14 protein-coding genes are annotated in these 15,673 nt (G+C 58.2%); 8 read left to right on the top strand and 6 right to left on the bottom strand.

The features are described 5' to 3' along the window. The first annotated feature begins 3 nt into the window (after nucleotides 1–3). The 7 genes from ACUZ9Q_RS01370 (at nucleotide 4) to tyrS (ending at nucleotide 6,353) form a co-directional block, all read left to right on the top strand. Nucleotides 4–777, top strand: a complete 774-nt coding sequence (locus ACUZ9Q_RS01370) for a YkgJ family cysteine cluster protein (protein ID WP_308583842.1) — start codon at nucleotides 4–6, stop codon at nucleotides 775–777. Nucleotides 778–1,157: 380 nt separating this feature from the next. Then, nucleotides 1,158–2,420, top strand: coding sequence for a sulfite exporter TauE/SafE family protein (locus ACUZ9Q_RS01365; protein ID WP_192112220.1), 1,263 nt, complete (start codon nucleotides 1,158–1,160; stop codon nucleotides 2,418–2,420). Nucleotides 2,421–2,422: 2 nt separating this feature from the next. Then, the gene (locus ACUZ9Q_RS01360; protein WP_215646690.1) at nucleotides 2,423–3,154 is read left to right on the top strand and encodes a hypothetical protein; all 732 of its coding nucleotides are present in this window, start codon (nucleotides 2,423–2,425) and stop codon (nucleotides 3,152–3,154) included. A gap of 74 nt (nucleotides 3,155–3,228) precedes the next feature. After that, complete coding sequence (locus ACUZ9Q_RS01355) at nucleotides 3,229–3,366, top strand: hypothetical protein (RefSeq protein ID WP_275161339.1); 138 nt, start codon at nucleotides 3,229–3,231, stop codon at nucleotides 3,364–3,366. A 383-nt stretch (nucleotides 3,367–3,749) separates the two neighbouring features. Continuing rightward, nucleotides 3,750–4,619 carry a hypothetical protein gene (locus tag ACUZ9Q_RS01350; protein WP_192112218.1) on the top strand — a complete coding sequence of 290 codons (870 nt, stop codon included), beginning with the start codon at nucleotides 3,750–3,752 and terminating at the stop codon, nucleotides 4,617–4,619. 159 nt (nucleotides 4,620–4,778) lie between these two features. Further along, nucleotides 4,779–5,027: a hypothetical protein gene (locus ACUZ9Q_RS01345; RefSeq protein ID WP_192112217.1), complete on the top strand. Its 249-nt coding sequence runs from the start codon at nucleotides 4,779–4,781 to the stop codon at nucleotides 5,025–5,027. Nucleotides 5,028–5,156: 129 nt separating this feature from the next. Continuing rightward, complete coding sequence (tyrS, locus tag ACUZ9Q_RS01340; protein WP_227118926.1) at nucleotides 5,157–6,353, top strand: tyrosine--tRNA ligase; 1,197 nt, start codon at nucleotides 5,157–5,159, stop codon at nucleotides 6,351–6,353. 75 nt (nucleotides 6,354–6,428) lie between these two features. Here tyrS and ACUZ9Q_RS01335 read toward each other — a convergent pair whose 3' ends face one another. Further along, nucleotides 6,429–8,246: a diguanylate cyclase gene (locus ACUZ9Q_RS01335; RefSeq protein WP_449247190.1), complete on the bottom strand. Its 1,818-nt coding sequence runs from the start codon at nucleotides 8,244–8,246 to the stop codon at nucleotides 6,429–6,431. 136 nt (nucleotides 8,247–8,382) lie between these two features. On the opposite strand from ACUZ9Q_RS01335, the gene ACUZ9Q_RS01330 reads away from it, so the two are divergent. Then, nucleotides 8,383–9,618, top strand: coding sequence for a bifunctional nucleoside/nucleotide kinase/histidine phosphatase family protein (locus ACUZ9Q_RS01330; RefSeq protein ID WP_192112214.1), 1,236 nt, complete (start codon nucleotides 8,383–8,385; stop codon nucleotides 9,616–9,618). 124 nt (nucleotides 9,619–9,742) lie between these two features. On the opposite strand, the gene ilvN is transcribed toward ACUZ9Q_RS01330, so the two are convergent. The 5 genes from ilvN to rpsB form a co-directional block, all read right to left on the bottom strand. Next, the gene (gene ilvN, locus ACUZ9Q_RS01325) at nucleotides 9,743–10,039 is read right to left on the bottom strand and encodes an acetolactate synthase small subunit (RefSeq protein ID WP_022657648.1); all 297 of its coding nucleotides are present in this window, start codon (nucleotides 10,037–10,039) and stop codon (nucleotides 9,743–9,745) included. Further along, entirely contained in the window at nucleotides 10,036–11,712 is a 1,677-nt protein-coding gene (gene ilvB / locus ACUZ9Q_RS01320; protein WP_449247189.1) for an acetolactate synthase large subunit, read from the bottom strand. The genes ilvN and ilvB overlap by 4 nt, the downstream gene beginning before the upstream one ends. 271 nt (nucleotides 11,713–11,983) lie before the next feature. Then, complete coding sequence (locus tag ACUZ9Q_RS01315) at nucleotides 11,984–13,573, bottom strand: TerC family protein (protein ID WP_192112212.1); 1,590 nt, start codon at nucleotides 13,571–13,573, stop codon at nucleotides 11,984–11,986. A 249-nt stretch (nucleotides 13,574–13,822) separates the two neighbouring features. Continuing rightward, nucleotides 13,823–14,680 (bottom strand): translation elongation factor Ts, encoded by an 858-nt coding sequence (tsf, locus tag ACUZ9Q_RS01310; protein ID WP_233483654.1) that lies wholly within the window; start codon nucleotides 14,678–14,680, stop codon nucleotides 13,823–13,825. 162 nt (nucleotides 14,681–14,842) lie between these two features. Beyond that, the gene (gene rpsB / locus ACUZ9Q_RS01305; RefSeq protein WP_192112210.1) at nucleotides 14,843–15,619 is read right to left on the bottom strand and encodes a 30S ribosomal protein S2; all 777 of its coding nucleotides are present in this window, start codon (nucleotides 15,617–15,619) and stop codon (nucleotides 14,843–14,845) included. Between the last annotated feature and the right edge of the window lie 54 nt (nucleotides 15,620–15,673).

Here is a 15,673-nt window from a genome sequence, read left to right as displayed (position 1 = left end):
CCCATGTCCTCTGACGCCAGCCGTGAACTTCTCGACAGCCTGCCCGAACTGAAACCTGACGAAACCTTCTGCTTCGACTGCAACCCCGATGTTCCCTGTTTCAACCGTTGCTGCGCTGAGCTCACCCTGCCCCTCACCCCATATGACGTGTTGCGCCTGCGCCGCAATCTGGGCATTGGCAGCGAAGAGTTTCTTGGAACCTTTACCACCATGCGTTCCTTTCCCGACACGGGCTTTCCCCTGCCCATGCTGCGCATGCTTGACGGCCCGGACGAACCCTGCCCCTTTGTGACCCCCGCGGGCTGCTCTGTGTACGAAGACAGGCCCGGCGCTTGCCGCTACTACCCCTTGGGGCGCGGCACGAAAATGGCAACAGACGGCGTTTCGGAACGCTTCTTTGTGGTGCGCGAGCCGCACTGCCTTGGCTTTGACAAAGGTACCGTGCGTACCCCCCATCAGTGGCTGGAAAATGAGGAACTAAAACCCTTCAACACTTCCAACGACCGCTATATGCGCCTCATGGCCATGGTACGGGCAACGGGTCAACCACTTGAACCCCGACTGGTAACTATGATAGTGCTAAGCCTGTTTCAGATCGACAAGTTCCGTGAGCTTATCACAAACATGCGTGTATTCTCGCATGTGGACATAAGCGATCAGCGCAAGGCCGCCATCATGGAAGACAGCCAGCAGGGCGATGAAGCCGCTCTTGATTTCGGGCTGGACTGGATGGAACTTGTCATCTTTGGTCAGAGCCAGGGCCTGGCCAGAAAATAGCTTGTTTTGAATTTCACAAATGCGGCGAAAAAGCGCCCCCCACAGCAATGCGAGGGAGCGCTTTTTCATATCTTGCCGAGGTTATTGAGCATTCCAGCATAGCGAAAACCTGGCGAATTCCGCGACTATTTTTGGAAAGTTTGCTGACCGAGCAGCCTTGCTCGTGATAAATTTCTTTTACAAATTCCGGCTAATATGTCAGAGTGACTGGGTACAGGATATTTTGAGCTGGAGATTAATAAAAAATCAAAGAATTCAAGCATATCTACTGACAGAACCCAGCTGTGTGTGACGCGACGCACGGCATTGCCTTAGACGGTTTGTTTGTATTGGGGCCACGACCTCGGCCATTGGCCGGAACAATCGTATTGGAGGAGAGTATGAGTTTTGGCAGACAGGTGTATGAGTTTCTGCTGAGCAGCTCCCAGGCTTATGCCAAATGGGATTTGGAAGTCTCCACTTCCATTCTCAAAAGCAGGAAAAAGCTGCTCATCTTGTTGGCTCTTGCAGTTCCCATTCTGGCGGGCTGCCTGGCCGAAGCCTATGAGTATCACGAAATGCTGGGCGGCAAAACCGCCTATGCCCCGGCTTTTTACACCAACACCATCTTTTTGGCTTCCATCGCCGTGGGCCTTGCAGCCGGTCTGATCACCGGGTGTATCGGCGCTGGCGGCGGCTTCATCATCACCCCCGCGCTTATGGCTGCGGGCGTGAAAGGTATTTTGGCGGTGGGCACTGACCTGTTCCACATTTTCGCCAAAGCCATCATGGGCACCACGGTGCACAAAAAACTGGGCAACGTTTCCACCAAGCTGGCCATCGCCTTTCTTGTGGGTTCCGGCGTGGGAACAGTCATTGGCGGCGCGATCAACAAAGGGTTGTACAACTCTGACCCGCTGCTTTCCGAACTGTTCATCAGCACCATTTACGCAGTGCTGCTGGGCTTTCTTGGTTTCTATGCCCTGTTTGACTTTTTGAAGAGCTCCCGCGGCGGCGCCGCAGCAAATCAGGACGCGCACGGCGGCAGCGCCGGTATGACAGGCGTTGCCCTGAAGCTTCAGGCTCTGGCCGTGCCGCCCATGATTACCTTTGACGAAGACCTCGTTCCCGGCGGCCGCCGCATTTCCGGCTGGATCGTTGCCGCGGGCGGCGTCATCGTGGGCCTTTTGGCCGCCATCATGGGCGTGGGCGGCGGCTTCGTCACCTTCCCCATGTTCGTGTACATCTTCGGCGTGTCGTCCATGACCACCGTTGGCACCGACATTCTGCAGATCATCTTTACCGCCGGTTTTGCCTCCATCGGCCAGTACGCCATTTACGGCTACGTGTTCTACACGCTGGCAGTCGGCATGCTGCTTGGTTCGCTGCTGGGCATCCAGGTGGGCGCTCTGACCACCAAGGTGGTCAAGGGCATTCACATTCGCGGTTTTTACGCCATCTCCATCATTGCCGGTTTCATCAACCGTGCGGCCACCCTGCCCAAGAAGCTTGTTGAGCTTGAAGTGCTGAACTGGTCGCCCAGCGTGGTGGGCATTATTGAAGACGTGGGCAACGTGATTTTCTGGGTTGTTGTTGCCTTCTTCGGCATCTGGGTATTCAGCAAGTTCTTCTTCAACCTCGGCAAGCTTAGAGGGGAGGCCTGATCATGCTTATTCATGCCAAAGCCCCTTTCTTCCGGGGCAGCTTGATGCTCATTTCGTTTCTGGTTCTGTTTGCCGCCCTGCTCATGCCCATCTTGCGTGACGAGAACGGCAAGCACGTTACCGGCCTTGAATACGCCGATAACGTCTTCAACGAACTTTCCAAGGGGTCATCCTACTTTATCCCTGGCGTTCGTGAAAACCTGAAAAAGGTTGACGGAAAGGTCGTGACGGTTACCGTCAAGCTCAAGAAGGCCGCCCTTGCCCCCGTTGCCGCCATGGCCCTGCAAACTGCGGGAGCCACGGATGTCAGCGCCACTGACGGCAAGGTTACCTTTACCGGCGACCTGGGCAAAATCCTCGCCTCCGCCACTGACGATTCCGATGCCCTGTATCACAATGATGCAGACAAGGTTTCGCAGAAATACGGTGGGGAGAATGCCCTTAAAGTGGCCTCCGCATGGTGGTACCTGCTTTCGCCCAGCATCAAGGAACTGCAAAAGCAGCGCCTGATCGCCGAGTCGCAGGTGGTGGACCATGTGCTGCGCCGCGCCATTGAACCGGGCAACAACTTCTACAGCGTGACCGCCGCCAAGGTGTCCGAGCACGTTATGTTGATGGTTGGCATGCTGGTTTTCTACGTGCTTTACACCCTGTGGTACGGCTTTGCCATCTTCGAACTGTTCGAAGGCATTGGCCTTGCCATGACCAAGTCAAAAGTCAAAAAAGAAGGCTAAGGCATAAATCCGGAGACGCACACATCCCCATAGCTCGCGTCTGCTAAAAAATGGGGATATGCCGGCTTGCCTGGTTGGATATTGAAGAAGGCCGTCTTCCTGTGGAAGACGGCCTTCTGAGCGTTGATGCCATCAACGCGACCAGCAATCTGGAGCAGGCTGAGGCTTGCCCGCGCCGTCGCGACAGATTGATGGCTTCTTATTCCCGTTGACAGCCGTCTTCCTGTGGAAGACGGCCTTCTGAGCGTTGATGCCATCAACGCGACCAGCAATCTGGAGCAGGTCGCGGCTTGACCGCGCCGTCGCGACAGATTGATAGGTTCTTATTACCGTTGGCAGCCGTCTTCCTGTGGAAGACGGCCTTCTGAGCGCTGATGCCATCAACGCGACCAGAATCTGGAGCAGGTCGCGGCTTGCCCGCGTTCCCACCAAACACAACATATGCAACCTGATACCTTTCACAAAAAGTCTGTTACAAGTAACAGCTTAGGCACAATCGGACTGCATATTATACAAGTAAATACCACTAACACATTGACATAATAACAATATTGATATATCTACACAGCTTTACCAACTCATTCAAGGCTGTCCCATGAATTCAGACGCTTCATTCTGCCTCTGGAACTCAAGCTGCCATGAGGCACTGGCCGATGCACAAAACACCGGGGCCAATGTACACCTTGAATGCTGCCTTATCTGGTGCGGCGAAACTGCCTGCATATCTGTGGAGGGTCTGGTACGCGAGGTCAACGGCAGGGAAGCCCAGCTTGTTGTGCGTTCCATGACCATGCAGACCCAGAACCACAAGGCGGTGGTAAACCAGGGCAAATTTTACTTCAGCGTCAAACGGCATATTGCGCAGGATACGACGGCGCGTCTTGGCGTTTACGGTACCGCGCAAATTCTCGAAACAGCTGTCGGGCCCAGTGGCGAAATGCTGTATTTGAGCCTGCGCTTTTCACGCCATGTGACGGTACGGCAGTTGCGCAGCAGCAAGCGGATACCCTGGCGCGCCGAATACAGCCGTATGTCGAGCGTGCTGCTCGCGCCGGAGCGCCCCGACACCACCAACGATTTACGCATCATGCTCGAGGCGTACAGTCAGGTGGCCCCGCCAGCCACCCGCATTCTGGATGTTTCAGAAGGCGGGGCATGCGTCTGCATGCCGGAAGAACTGGCGATGCCCTCCTTCACCTCCGATGCAACCTACCTGTTTTTTCTCCAGCCCAGCGTGGTGCCAGTTACTGTGCCTCCCTACGTTTTTCTTGCCAAGCGGGCAGGTTTTGGCAAGGCCCCTGACGCCCAGGGCGTTGCCGTGCGCCTGCGCTTTCAGGAAGAACTGGACTGGAGCGCCCGCCGCGCCCGGCTGCGCTGGCTCAACGTCAAGGGCGGCTCCCCCCGTTTGCGTCAGTGCCTCACCCAATACACCGATGCGTCAAAGGATCAGCAAGACTCCGCCTAGACGCAAGTACTCGTATCGTCCCTGCATTTACCACGGCCTCACCCCCTGCGCTTTCTCCCAATCCGGGGTTTATGGCCCTAAAATTGCATTCATTATGGCAGTACTGCCGCCATGCGGAAAATTTGACCCATGCAGGTCATCAACATAAAGGATACCGCCATGAAAATTTCCGGACTCAACCCCACTCCGGCCTTTGCCTTCCCTGCCATGGAAAAAGATGACAACACAGCTGCCAGCGCGCCTTCCCGCGATGTTGTCAGCCTGAGCGCCCCCAATTTGCTGGCAGATGACGAAGTGGACGGCGTGCTTGACGACACCATGAGCATGATCTCGCAAAATCCCATGGACGCGCTTTCCGTTCACAGCGGCCTGAGCGCCAGCCGCGTCGCCTCCCTGCTGAGCCTGTAGGCTGGCTGATTCTCTGCGGCATGGTTTGACACTATCGCCGCCTTGGGGGTATCACTTTCCGTCTACGTCGGCGCATATTCTTTTTTGGGTCCGGCGTTTTTTACCGAAGCCAGCACAGAGGTAAGGGTGATGACGGATATTGACCGCCAAATGGCCACCATCAAGCGCGGCATGGCCGAGCTGATTGACGAGAACGAACTGCGCAAAAAGATAGCGCGCGGCAAGCCGCTGCGCATCAAGGTGGGCTTTGACCCCACCGCTCCTGACCTGCACCTCGGGCATACGGTTGTTATGCACAAGATGCGTCATTTTCAGGAACTGGGGCACCATGTCATCTTTCTTATCGGCGACTTTACGGGCCGCATAGGCGACCCTTCCGGCCGCTCGGAAACCCGGCCCCCCCTCACTGAAGAGCAGGTTCTTGCCAACGCGGAAACCTACAAAAAGCAGGTTTTCAAGATTCTTGATCCACAGAAGACCGAGGTTGCCTTCAACTCGGCCTGGCTGGGCAAGATGGACGCCACGGGCTTTATCAAGCTGGCTTCCAGCTATACCGTTGCCCGCATGATGGAACGCGATGATTTTGAAAAGCGTTTCCGTGAACAGCGTCCCATATCCATCCACGAATTCCTGTATCCGCTGTGTCAGGGTTATGACTCCGTCGCCCTCAAGAGCGATGTGGAAATGGGCGGCACTGACCAGAAGTTCAACCTGCTGGTGGGCCGCACCCTCCAGGCGCACTACGGCATAGAAAGCCAGTGCATCCTGACCCTGCCCCTGCTCGAAGGCACCGATGGCGTGCGCAAGATGTCAAAATCTTACGGTAACTACATTGGTATTGACGAAGCGCCTTCCCAGATTTTCGGCAAGGTCATGGCCATCTCTGATGAGCTTATGTGGCGCTACTATGAGCTGCTCTCGGCCAAAAGCCTTGAAGACATTGCAGCCCTCAAGGCTTCCGTGGCCAGCGGCGAGCTGCACCCCAAGGCCGCCAAGGAAAATCTTGCCCACGAGATGGTGGCACGCTACCACAGCGAAAAAGATGCCGATGAAGCAAAGCAGGGCTTTAATGCCGTTTTTGCTGGCGGCGGCGTGCCGGACGACATGCCCGAGCACCAGTGCGCCTGCGGCGAAGACAGCACTCCCCCGTTTTTTCTTGAGGCCGCAGGCCTTGTTAAAAGCCGTGGCGAAGCCAAACGCCTGATGAAAGAAGGCGCGCTCTCCATTGATGGAGAACGCTGCGAAGACGCCATCACCCCGCTTGCAGCCGGGGAATACGTGGTCAAACTCGGCAAAAAGCGCTTTCTCAAGCTGAAGGTGCGCTAAGACGCAATCTGTCTGAATACTTGAAGAAACGCCCTTGCGCGGCAGGTCTGCACCTGCCGCGCAAGGGCGTTCTTTTTATGCGCCAAAACCCTGACCCTCCGAATTATCCACGGCAGGCGGCAACAAATTGTCCGCAAGGCATACGCGATTTCGGCCACTGTTCTTGGCCCGGTAGAGGGCAAGGTCTGCCCTCTTCACCATGTCTTCCAGGGGATTTTCCATATCTGCCTGTAAATCCGCCAGACCAATGCTGACTGTAAAGCGAATGTCCTTTTCGTTGTGCCACACGACCATTTCTTCCACGCGCCTGCGCAACCGCTCCGCAATGGCTTCTGCCTGCTCGGGCACAACACTGGCCAGAAGAATGCCAAATTCTTCCCCGCCAAGGCGTCCCACATGGTCAGAGGTACGCATGGTGTCATGCAGCAGCGCGCCAAGCGCTTTCAGCACGGCATCGCCCGTATCATGCCCGAACGTATCGTTGATCTTTTTGAAATGGTCGATATCGAGCATGAAGAAGACCATGTTCAGGCCGTAGCGCTTGGCCCTTTCAATCTCGAACTGAATCTTTTCCAGCAGATTCCTGCGGTTGTTCAAGCCCGTAAGCGCGTCTGTGGTCGCCAGCGAGTACAGGTCTTCAATGCGTTTTTCCAGGCTTTGCTGTGTCTGCTTAAGTTCTGTAATGTCAGAGGCAATAACAAAAAAACCTCGCACCTCCCGTCCATCCATATCCGGTATGTAGCGGGACAGCACATAGCCTGTTGAACCGTCGGCCCTGGCCCTTTCCTGTTCAAAATTCTGCGGTTCGCCGCGCAGGGTCGCATCAATGAGGGGGGCGCATTTGGCAAGCAGCTCCTCGCCCAACAGGGATTGCAAATCAATGCCGATGATCTCCTCCTCACCTTTGCCAAACCAAGCCCTGTACATTCTATTGGCGTAATGGCACCGCCGCTCCGCATCCCAGTAGGATACCATGATGGGCGCGTGGTCCATCAGGATACTGATGAACTTGTCGCGCGAGCGCATGGCGCTTTGCAGTTTTTCTGTGGAAAGTTCAGAACGGCGACGGCGGCGCGCTTCTATCATCAGGAGTAAAGTCGAAAGCACTGCCGCGGCCAGCCATATCAACACCTGAATGAGCAGGTCGCTATGCCAGTGGGCATAACTGTTCTCGCTGCTGATGATTGTTCCCACCACCAGGGGGCCGCCCGCCAGAAAGGGCGCTGCCGCCTGCTGCAAGGTGAGCATGGACCGCGCGCCATCAGCCCGCAGGGACTGGGTGTGCAACGCTGCCGCATCGGGTGCCATGTTTGCAATACTCTCCGCCAAAAGGGCATTTTCAGCGTTGCCCAGGTTGGCAAAGGGCAGCAAAGGGCGGCCAGAGGCTGTATATACGGCAACTTTGGCATCTGCGCGGTTGAACGCATACGCCAGTTTGTATCCCCAGAATTCTGGTTTCAAGGCAATGCTTACAGATACGGGTGGAAGCCCGTCCTTTGCTGTGGAACGGGAGAAAAGGGCTGTGGACGCAGAAGAAATTGCGCCAGTGGAGGCCCGTGGTGCACCGTTGAGCTCGACAGCAATGGCGGCGACAAGGGGGTTATCCCGCACCAGACCTTGCAGTTGGTCGGCAAGCTGGCCTTCGTCCCGCTGGGCCATGACAGCGTTTTCCACCGTGTCCAGCAGATGGGTGATGCCGCCCACTTCCATTTTGACAATATTGACGGCAATGCTGCTTTCAGAGAGCAGCAGACGCAGCTCATTTTCCTGGAGCTGGAAATAACCATCCACCACGTTGGCGCACAGGACGCCAGCAAGCACGACCAGCCAGACACTGTGGATGGCCCAGTGTGACCGGGAAGCCAGCGTTCTGAAAAAGGCCGTGATGCTCATGGCAAAACTCGGCAGGTAAATATGTTTATTGCATGATACTACCGCTATTGCGGGCAGGCAAGGAGCGACCCGCCCCATCCCGCAGAGTTCTTTTATTTTTTTCTCTTTTCTCCTACCATGCTGCAACGGAGGTCGTATGCAGAAACTTTATGTCGCCATGGTCGGTCTGCCCGCAAGGGGAAAATCCACTCTGGCAAAGCGCATCCGCGATGGGCTTGTGACCGAGGGCATTGCCGCAAAGCTGTTCAATAACGGCGACATGCGCCGGGCGCTCATTGGCGCGGAATCCACCGACCCCAATTTTTACGATCCCAACAACAAGCTGGGACGTGAAGCGCGCGAAATGATCTGCATGCGCAACATGGAGATTGCCCGCGAATGGCTGGCCAAAGACGGCGAGGTGGCCATTCTTGACGCCACCAACGTCAGCCGCGCACGCAGGCACCTCATAGAAACCACGCTCACCGACTACCCGGTACTCTTTGTGGAATGCGTCAACGAAGACCAACTGCTGCTCAATGCCTGCATACGCCGCAAGACCACTCTGCCGGAATACGCCTCGTATACAGAAGAAGAGGCCCTTGCCAGCTTCATGAAGCGCATCAGCTACTATGAAACCATCTACGAGCCATTGCAGGACGAAAAATACTGGCTGCGCGTTGATTCCACAGCCAACCGCATTCTGGACGAGCGCCCCTGCGAAAGTTCACCCTACTATCCAGCTATCCGCGAAATGGTTGTCAGCGTATGGATTCAGTGCCTGTATCTGGCGCGCCACGGGCAGACGGAATTCAACCTGCGGGGGCGCATCGGCGGCGACCCGCCGCTCACAGCCACGGGCCGCGCCCAGGCGCTTGCGCTTGCCGCCCACCTGCGCGACAAGCCCATTGAGTGGGTGTTTACCTCCACGCGCATACGCTCGCACGAAACGGCAACACCGTTGCTGACCGAACGGCCAGAGGCGCATGCCATGGCCTTTAAGGAATTTGACGAAATCTGGGCGGGCGATTGCGAGGGCATGCTCTACAGCGAAATCCGCGAACGCATGCCCGAGGTCACCCAAGGCCGCAACGCCTGCAAGTACACCTACACCTACCCCAATGGAGAAAGCTACGCCCTGCTGCGCGAGCGGGTACAACGTGGTTTGCGGCGGGCGCTTTTTCTGGCTGGGGATGCACCCCTGATCATTGTGGGGCATCAGGCCATCAACCGGGTGCTGCTTTCGCTCTTTCTCCGGCAGCGCAACGAAGACGTGCCATTTATCTACATTCCGCAAAACCAGTACTACCACATCAGCCTGACCCCGCGCCGCAAGGTCTTTGAACGCGTGCCCTATGACGGCGGGCGGGGGGCCAGCCTGCTGGCTGAATAAAAAAGGGCTGCGCCCCTGTCTGCCCGCGCGTCCATCAAACGCAGGCAGACAGGGGCGCAGCCCGTGGACAGCCTGTTACGCGAGGCGCGATGTTACGTAGTTACGCACCGCGCCCTGCTCTTATTCAGCATTCAAGGCAACCGGCCAGGCGGTTGAAAACCGTCGGTTCCGCATGCCCCACCTGCACATCCAGCACATCGTGCAGCTTGCGCACCTGCTTTACAATCTGCTCCATACGCCCATCGTCCTTGACCACCAGCCACATGCGGCAGGTATCGCCGTCTGCTTCCGGCGTGACAAGCACGCCCTCAAGGTTGTAGGCGCGGCCAGCAAAGAGGCCGCACACGTGCGAAAGCACACCGGGATGATTGTTGACGCTCAAGTGCAAAGTTGTAAGCGCGCTCGTCACGGAACCGTTCATGCGTTAACCCCCTCTATCATCTGACTGTTTGCCGCTCCTGGCGGCACCATGGGAAAAACCTTTTCTTCTGCGCTCATGCGCACTTCAAGCAGGCATGGGCCGGGCGTGCCCAAGGCCTTTTCCAGCACGGCCCTTGGGTCGCGCTCGTTGTTAAGGCAGATGGCCGGCATGCCAAAGCCCTGGGCAATGCGCACAAAGTCCGTGCCCGCCGTGAAGGTCGAGCCGAACAGCCGCCCTCCAAAGAACAGATCCTGCTGTTGCTGCACCAGCCCCAGTCCATCGTTGTTGCACAGGATAATCTTGACGTTGGCCTGATTTTCAACAGCCGTGGCCATTTCCTGAATATTCATGAGCAGGCTGCCATCGCCGGAAAAACAGACCACGGTTTCCTCCGGCTTTGCCAGCGCAGCGCCTATGGCGGCAGGCAGGCCAAAACCCATTGTTCCCAGCCCGCCGGATGTGAGCCACTGCCGGGGCTGCATCATGGGGTAGGCCTGGGCCACGCGCATCTGGTGCTGGCCCACGTCTGTGCTCACAATGCCCTTGCCGTGCAGGGCGTCCGCCACGTGCCTGATGATGCCGTAGGGCGAACAGACCTCATCCGTGCGGTCAAAACGCAGGCCGTGCTCCGCCTTGCATGCTGCCACGCGCTCAAGCCACGGCTCGTGGTCGGTCTTGCGCAACAGGGGCAGCAGGGCCGTGAGAGCCTCTGCCGCGTCCGCTGTAATGCCCACCTGCGGAATGCGCAGCTTGCCCACCTCGCAGGCATCAATATCGATGTGGACAAGGCCCGTCTTGGGGCAAAATCCGTCCAGCCTGCCCGTGGCGCGGTCGCCAAGGCGAGCGCCCACAACCATGAGCAGGTCGCATTCGTCTACCAGCATGTTGGAGGCGCGCGCTCCGTGCATACCCAGCATGCCCACGGCCAGCTCATGCCCATGCGGCACCGTGCCCAGCCCGCGCAGGGACATGACGGCGGGGATGCGGCGGGCCTCCATAAAGGAAACCACCGCCGCCGAGGCCTCGGGAGAAGACGTGCCGCCGCCCAGCAACAACAGGGGGCGCTTTGCGGCGTTCATCATTTCCGCCGCGCGGGCAAGGGCCTGCGGGTCTGGCTGCGGCATGGGCGCGGGGATTCCGGCGGCGGGCAGATCCTGCAATTCAGCAACAGCCACCTGCACGTCACGCGGGATGTCCACCAGCACAGGGCCGGGGCGGTCGCCAGCGGCAATGGCAAAGGCCTCGGGAATCACGCGCAGCAGTTCGTCAATGGAGCGCACAATAAAGTTGTGCTTGGTGGCGGGAATGGACATGCCGTAGATGTCCACTTCCTGAAAGGCATCGGTACCGATCATGCTCAGGGGCACCTGCCCGGTGATGCAGACCAGCGGCACGGAGTCCATGCGCGCATCGGCGAGCGCCGTGAGCGTATTGGTAGCGCCGGGGCCGGAAGTGGCAAAGATAACGCCGGGACGGCCCGTAACCCTCGCCATGCCCTGCGCTATAAAGCCTGCGCCCTGTTCGTGACGGGCAAGGATATGCCGGATGGTTCCACTGCGCCCGAGGGCATCGTAGAGAGGAAGATTGAAACCGCCCGGGATGCCCGCAATGTGCGTGACACCCTGGTTCTCCAGCAGGCGGATGGTGAGTTCTGCTCCCGTAAGACGTAACATCGCCGCAAGACTCCTTTTCGATGGTGAGGCTTGTCGGCGGCGGTGCGGACTAAAAAACCCCGCCGACTCGCGCCGGCGGGGTTTGCAATACTACCTTGGATCTTCCCTGCTCAGAACGCGCGCAAAGTGTGACACCGTACTACTACGGCGCACATAATGGATAGCAGCGCTACGTGGCGGAAAGAAGATTGTGTGTTCATGCTCATGGTTGAGACCCTACGCTGGCACCCGGCAAGATGTCAACATATCAGACCAGTGCGGACCAATAATTTTATTTTTTGCGCTTTCTGCCATCGGTATGCGGCAGCAGCAGCTTGACCGCGCGCACCTCGTCAATACGGCGACGATCCATGCGTGTTATCTCCAGATCCCAGCCCTGATAGCGCAGGCGCGCGCCTTTTTCGGGTATACGGCCCAGGCGCTCCATAATGAGCCCCCCGAGGGTGGCGCTGAACAGACGGCGCGGCAGGCTCACCCCAAGCCAGCTTGCAAAAAGGTCAACGGCAAGACGCCCCGGCAGAACCCAACTGCCGTCAGGCCTGCGGCAAACCTCCGGCCCGGCGGGCATGTCGCCCATCTGGCCCGCAAGCACGCTCAGCAGTTCCGCGGGGGTGATGATGCCAACAACACTGCCGTATTCATCCCGCACAAAGGCCAGCGGCGCGGGATTTGTACGAAAATCTTCCAGCAGGGTCGTCAGCGGCGTGTGCTCAAATATGGTGGGCGCGGGGCGCACGTAGGTTTTCAGATCCCACTCGCGGTTGCCTATGCCCTGTTGCTCCTGTTGCAGGATTTCACCGGGGTGCACCACGCCCAGCACTTCGTCCGTATCGCGCCGCTGCACAGGCAGCCATGCAAGGCGCGAGGCAGCCGCAAAACGCGTGACCGTGGCGCGGTCGGCATTGCTGTCCAGCCAGTCCACGCGCTGACGCGGAATCATGATAAAACGCGCCGTGCGCCCGCCAAGGCGGATCACACGGGCCACCATGTCCCGCTCCATGGGAGCAAAGAGCTGCCCCCCGGCATCACCAGCCAGCGCCGCCGCCTCAAGCTGGGCCTCGCCGCCGCCGGGTACGCCGCCGCCGAGCAGGTTCAGAATGACCCGCGCCGTGGATTCGCGCATGTCGCGCATGCTGTAGCGCCTGCGGCGGCTGCGCAAGGCCCACTGGTTGCAGGTCTCCACCAGCACGGAAAAACCTATGGCCGCGTACATATAGCCCTTGGGGATATGGTAGCCAAGTCCATCGGCCAGCAGGCTCAGACCGATCATCAGCAAAAATCCCAGACACAGCACAATGACTGTGGGGTGGCGCTCCACAAATTCCAGCAGGGGGGCTGCGGCAAGCACCATGATGACCATGGCAGCCAGCACCGCCAGCATCATGATGAACACATGGTCCACCATGCCCACGGAGGTGATGATGGAATCCAGCGAAAACACGGCATCCAGAATGATGATCTGAAAAATCACCTGCCAGTAGCCAGCCTGCGGCCCGCTGGTATCGAACCTGCCCGCATGGCCTTCAAGCCTGTCGTGCAGTTCCATTGTGCCCTTGAGCAGCAAGAACACGCCGCCAGCCATAAGGATAAGATCGCGGGCAGAATAGCCGTGCCCCCCCAGGGTAAACAGGGGGTCGGTAAGGGCAACCAGCCGCGCCATGAAGGCCAGCAGCACCATACGCATGAGCAGGGCAAGCCCAAGGCCGGTCATGAAGGCCTGACGCTTCTTTTCCTGCGGCAGCTTGTTCACAAGTATGGAAATAAAAACCAGGTTGTCTACGCCCAGCACCACTTCCAGCAGCACCAGCGTACCCAGGCCAGCCCAGGCTGCGGGGTCAGTTACCCATGCCAGATCCCACATATTTTCTCCGGCGGCCATGCCGCGTTTCCGTAATAAAAAAGGGGCCAGAGGCCCCAGCAGACAGCAATTCCCGCCTGGCGGGATTTGAAGAAACCATTCGCGCCCGACAACACCGCAAGGCGCTGTCAGTTCATGATTTCTGGTTGCGTTGACTTTGTCAAACGCAATGGGGGGCCAAAGGCCCCCCATAAAACCGTGCTTGGCCAGAAGGCGTACACTTATGTGCCGGAATCCGGCGCAGCGCTGTGCCTATTCGGCAGCAAGCTGGATGCGTTCGAAACCGGTAACCGTGATTTCGTCGCCGATGGTCTTGCCCGTTTCGCGCACGATGTCGGAAATGGTCTTCTTGTCATCGCGGATGTAGGGCTGTTCCATGAGGCATACTTCCTTCTGGAACTTCTTCACCGCGCCGTCGGCAATCTTGTCCACGATCTGGGCGGGCTTGCCTTCTTCAAGGGCCTTCTGGCGGTAAACTTCGCGTTCACGCTCCACAGCTGCCTGATCAAGGCTGGCGGCGTCAAGGGCCAGGGGGCTGGCGGCGGCAACCTGCATGGCGAGGTTCTTGGCCAGTTCCAGCACTTCGGGCTTGGCGGCGCTTTCAGCCTTGCCGCAGGTCAGGTACACAAGAACGCCAATCTTGCTGTTGGCGTGGACATACTGACCCACCACATCGTTGGCGCTCTTTTTGCTGAAGCGGGCAAACTTGCCGAGCTGCATGTTTTCGCCCACGGAGGCGATGAGCTGGGTCACTTCTTCGCCCAGGAGGGCTTCAAGAGCGGCGGCGTCGGCAGGAGCCTTTTCAAGGATAACCTGGGTCACGCGGGTGGCCATGGCCTGGAACTGATCGCCGCGAGCCACGAAGTCGGTTTCGCAAAGCAGCGAACCCATGGCGATGTGCATGTTGTCGGCAGTGGCGGCCACGGTCACGAGGCCTTCGCTGGTGGCGCGGCCAGACTTTTTGGCAGCCTTGGCCATACCCTTCTGGCGCAGCCAGTCAACGGCCTTTTCCAGGTCGCCTTCCACTTCCACCAGGGCTTTCTTGCAGTCCATCATGCCTGCGGCGGTCATGTCGCGCAGTTCTTTAACCAATTGTGCAGTGATAGCCATAGTATACTCCACACGCTGTCCGGCCCCAAGCCGGAGTTTTGTAAATGCCTGATCGGTTGCGCGGCCTCCGCGAAGCGCGGCGCGCAATCTTTCATCCAGACGGGGGCAGCGCAGCCCTTACAGGTTGCGCCGCCCCCAGGATACGGAATATGGAAAGGCCTGCTATTCGGCGGGAGCGGCTTCCGGAGCGGGAGCGGCGGCTTCAGCCTTCTGCATGGCTTCTTCGGCGTTGACGGCTTCGCCCTTGTGATCCTTGTTCATGGCTTCGCCTTCCATGCAGGCTTCGGCGAAAGCAGCCACAAACAGCTTGATGGCGCGGATGGCGTCGTCATTGCCGGGGATGATGTAGTCAATGACATCGGGATCGCAGTTGGTGTCGGTCACGGCCACGATCGGGATGCCGAGCTTGCGGCATTCCTTCACGGCGATGTCTTCACGGTGCGGGTCGATGATAAAGGCAAGCTGGGGAATGCGGTCCATGTTCTTGATACCGCCAAGGGTTTCCTCGAGCTTTTTCATTTCGCGTTCCAGAAGCAGAATTTCCTTCTTCTGGTAGCGATTGATGGTGCCGTCGCCAAACATGGCTTCCAGCTTCTTCAGACGGTCCACGCTCTTCTGGATGGTGACAAAGTTGGTGAGCGTGCCGCCCATCCAACGGTTGGTCACATGGAACTGACCGGCGCGGCCAGCCTCAGCGGCCACTGCTTCCTGAGCCTGACGCTTGGTACCGATGAACAGCACCTTGCCGCCCTTGGCAACAGTGTCGACCACTTTGTCGTAGGCGACGCGGAACAGCTTGACGGTCTGCTGCAGGTCAATGATATGGATGCCGTTGCGGGCGCCAAAGATGTAAGGACGCATCTTGGGATTCCAGCGGCGGGTCTGGTGACCGAAATGCACGCCGGTTTCCAGCATTTGCTTCATGCTGACATAAGCCATTGGGATTCCTCCAAAGGGTTAACTTCTTCCACCCATGCCCTGACCCTGCAACCC

The sequence above is a fragment of the Desulfovibrio desulfopostgatei genome, from assembly GCF_053570645.1.
The sequence above is the reverse complement of the archived record's forward strand: the minus strand, read 5'-3'. Positions and strand labels throughout refer to the sequence as shown.

Bases quoted from the DNA above. Each gene is read 5' to 3' on its own strand.
- tsf (WP_233483654.1), bottom strand. From the start codon at position 14,680: ATGGCTATCACTGCACAATTGGTTAAAGAACTGCGCGACATGACCGCC.
- ilvN (WP_022657648.1), bottom strand. From the start codon at position 10,039: ATGAACGGTTCCGTGACGAGCGCGCTTACAACTTTGCACTTGAGCGTC.
- ACUZ9Q_RS01360 (WP_215646690.1), top strand. From the start codon at position 2,423: ATGCTTATTCATGCCAAAGCCCCTTTCTTCCGGGGCAGCTTGATGCTC.
- ACUZ9Q_RS01370 (WP_308583842.1), top strand. From the start codon at position 4: ATGTCCTCTGACGCCAGCCGTGAACTTCTCGACAGCCTGCCCGAACTG.
- ACUZ9Q_RS01365 (WP_192112220.1), top strand. From the start codon at position 1,158: ATGAGTTTTGGCAGACAGGTGTATGAGTTTCTGCTGAGCAGCTCCCAG.
- ACUZ9Q_RS01330 (WP_192112214.1), top strand. From the start codon at position 8,383: ATGCAGAAACTTTATGTCGCCATGGTCGGTCTGCCCGCAAGGGGAAAA.
- ilvB (WP_449247189.1), bottom strand. From the start codon at position 11,712: ATGTTACGTCTTACGGGAGCAGAACTCACCATCCGCCTGCTGGAGAAC.
- ACUZ9Q_RS01345 (WP_192112217.1), top strand. From the start codon at position 4,779: ATGAAAATTTCCGGACTCAACCCCACTCCGGCCTTTGCCTTCCCTGCC.
- ACUZ9Q_RS01315 (WP_192112212.1), bottom strand. From the start codon at position 13,573: ATGTGGGATCTGGCATGGGTAACTGACCCCGCAGCCTGGGCTGGCCTG.
- tyrS (WP_227118926.1), top strand. From the start codon at position 5,157: ATGACGGATATTGACCGCCAAATGGCCACCATCAAGCGCGGCATGGCC.
- ACUZ9Q_RS01350 (WP_192112218.1), top strand. From the start codon at position 3,750: ATGAATTCAGACGCTTCATTCTGCCTCTGGAACTCAAGCTGCCATGAG.
- rpsB (WP_192112210.1), bottom strand. From the start codon at position 15,619: ATGGCTTATGTCAGCATGAAGCAAATGCTGGAAACCGGCGTGCATTTC.
- ACUZ9Q_RS01335 (WP_449247190.1), bottom strand. From the start codon at position 8,246: ATGAGCATCACGGCCTTTTTCAGAACGCTGGCTTCCCGGTCACACTGG.